The organism is Pseudomonas sp. K5002 (assembly GCF_013386655.1).
GTDB lineage: Bacteria > Pseudomonadota > Gammaproteobacteria > Pseudomonadales > Pseudomonadaceae > Aquipseudomonas.
On record NZ_JACARK010000063.1, the window covers coordinates 244 to 2,928 of the forward strand.

Annotated in this window: 3 protein-coding genes; all 3 read right to left on the reverse strand. The window is 61.6% G+C overall.

The window, feature by feature from the left end:
- The coding region (locus HX846_RS39440; protein ID WP_256739765.1) for an aldehyde dehydrogenase family protein at positions 1-356 on the reverse strand (356 nt) is incomplete at its 3' end.
- A gap of 188 nt (positions 357-544) precedes the next feature.
- On the reverse strand, positions 545-1,570 hold the full coding sequence (gene proX, locus HX846_RS04050; RefSeq protein ID WP_087693082.1) for a glycine betaine/L-proline ABC transporter substrate-binding protein ProX: 1,026 nt from the start codon (positions 1,568-1,570) through the stop codon (positions 545-547).
- A gap of 71 nt (positions 1,571-1,641) precedes the next feature.
- Positions 1,642-2,538, reverse strand: a complete 897-nt coding sequence (locus tag HX846_RS04055) for a proline/glycine betaine ABC transporter permease (RefSeq protein ID WP_023658964.1) — start codon at positions 2,536-2,538, stop codon at positions 1,642-1,644.
- Positions 2,539-2,685 lie beyond the last annotated feature (147 nt).

Below are 2,685 nucleotides of genomic sequence, written 5' to 3' on the forward strand. Positions count from 1 at the left end.
AACCACGGGATGAAGCTTGCGGCATAGGCGATTTCGCCGCGGGCTTCGGCCAGCGGTTTGCCTTGTTCCTGGCTGAGGATGCGGGCGAGGTCCTCCTGGTGTTCGAGGATCAGTGCCGCCCAGCGCCGCAGGATCGTGGCGCGGGCATCGAGGTTCTGTTCACGCCAGGCGGAAAACGCGCGGTGGGCGGCGTCGATTGCGGCGACAATTTGCGGTTTTTCCAGCATCGGCACGTGGCCGATCAACTGTTGGTTCGCCGGGTCATGTACGGCGATGGTGCTGGCACTGGCGCTGTGGACCCAATGGCCGTCGACGTAGCACAGGGCTTTGAACAGCAGCGGGTGTTTGTAGGTCATCGGGGTCACTCCGGATGGGCTGAGTGGGTGCAATGCTAGGGCAGGGGCAGGCGCGGGATTGGTGGTTTGGTGGGGGTGGGGCAGTGGGTTTTTTCTGATTGCGCCCGCCAAAACAGTTATTTTTGCGGCGGGTGAAAATCGACTGTGGGAGCTGGCTTGCCNNAGCCAGCTCCCACATTGAATCGGTGCTACTTGGCGGTTTTTGCGGTGGCCACCCAGCCGTCAAACGTCGCTTTGTTTTCCTTCATCCAGTCCTCCGCCAGCTTGCGAATGTTGCGTTCGCTGGAGCCGTCGGCGCTGATGGTTTTTTCCCAATAACTCCAGGTTGCCTGGGAAAACGTCATCTGCTCCACCAACTTCCTGATCGCCGGATTCGCCGCGATGAATTGCTTGTTGCCAATCGCATACCAGTTCCACGCCGCCATCGCCATGCGGCATGGATCAGCCCCGCCGGCGCACCCGGCAACCCCGGGCGTCAGTGCCGAAGTGGTGCTCGGCACATTGCCCGGCAACGCATCAAACGGCGTCGGCAGCCACACCACGTCCTTGCCCGGCACCATGGTGTTGGTCATCCACGACGGTGCCCACGCATAGAAAAACACCGGCTCGCCACGTTTCAGCCGGGCGACGTTTTCGAACATCAGTGCTTCGTATTTGCCGCGTACCGGGTTAACCGTGTCCTTGAGACCGAACTTGTCGAGCTGGTAATCCACCACATCGCCACAGCCCCAGCCCGGATCACAACTGATCAGGTTGGCCTTGCCGTCCTTGCCGAACAGCCCGGCGATTTTCGGGTCCTTCATTTGTTCCAGGCTGGTGATGCCGTACGCGTCGGCGGTTTTCTTGTCGATCATGTAGCCGTTATAGCCAGCGCCCGTAATGAAGCCCGAGCCCACCACTTCGGTACGGTCCTTCACCTTGTCAAAGCTCGGTTGCAGCATCGGCAAGGTCACGTCCATCGACAGGTCCAGGTCGCCCTGGGCCGCGGCGGGGAAGAACAGGGTGGTGTTGACGGTGCTCAACTTGCTCGCGTAGCCCAGGCGCTTGGTGGCCTCGATCGCGATTTTGGTCAGTACGTAGTTGCCGCCGGTGCTTTCCGATTGCACGAAGCGGATGGTCTTGCCGGTGCCCGGCAAATCCTCGGCCCACACCTGCGTACTTGCCAGGTACAACACTGCTGCAAATCCAAGCAAGGCTTTGAATGGATGCATCATGATTTCCTCTTTTTTTTCTCGTTATGGTTAGGGTTGGCAGTCAACAACGGGCATTCATGAGGTTCTTTTTGTTATGCGTTTACCGGGTTCGGATTGAGCAGTCGCTTGAACAGCGACTTGCGCTTGCGCATGGTCGGTTGCGCCAGGTTCTGGGTGATCCGGTCGAGCATCATCGCCAGCAGCACAATGGCAATCCCGCCCACCGCCGCGCGGCCCACGTCCATCCGGCCCAGGCCTTGCAGCACCACCAGGCCGAGGCCTTCGGCGCCGATCATCGCCACCACCACCGACATCACCATGGCCGTGAGCACGGTCTGGTTGAGGCCGCCGAGGATCGTCGGGATCGCCAGGGGCAGCTGGATTTCCCAGAGCAATTGGCGCTTGTCCGCACCAAAGGCGTGGCCGGCTTCCACCAGTTCGGTGTCGACCATGCGGATGCCCAGATAGGTAAAGCGAATCAGCGGCGGGCAGGCGGAGATCACCACCGCCACTTCACCCGACACCGTGCCGACGCCAAACAGCATCACCACCGGCACCAGGTACACGAAGGTCGGGGTGGTTTGCATGATGTCGAGGATCGGCCGCATCACGCCCCACACCCGCTCGCTGCGGGCGCACCAGATGCCCACCGGAATGCCCACCACCATGCAGATCACAATCGCCGTGGTGATCAGCGACAAGGTGGTCATGGCCTCGTCCCACACCCCCAACGCGGCGATCACCACCAGGGCCACGGCGCTGAACACCGCCACCCCCAGGCTCGCCGCACGGTAGGCGATCAGGAACATCAGCAACACCATGACCGGGAACGGGATCGCGTGGATCACCGTGTCACTCAGCCCCAGCAAATGCTCCACCGGCCAGCGAATCGCCTGGAACATTGGCCGCAGGTGAATCCCCAGCCACTCCACACCCTGGCTGATCCACTGGTCTACGGGTAAAACCGCGAGGTCTTCTGAACTAAGCATGCTGTGCAACCTCCGCAGCGGCAGGGCGCGGGGCCGGGACGCTGGCTATGCAATCAAGAATGTGCGCGCTGTTGAGGGTGCCGACGAACTGCCCGTCGCCATCCACCACCGCCACCGGCAAACCCGGTTTGAGCAGGCGCGCGGCTT

Excerpts from the sequence above, each read along its gene's own strand:
- HX846_RS04055 (WP_023658964.1), bottom strand. The coding sequence starts at position 2,538 with ATGCTTAGTTCAGAAGACCTCGCGGTTTTACCCGTAGACCAGTGGATC.
- proX (WP_087693082.1), bottom strand. The coding sequence starts at position 1,570 with ATGATGCATCCATTCAAAGCCTTGCTTGGATTTGCAGCAGTGTTGTAC.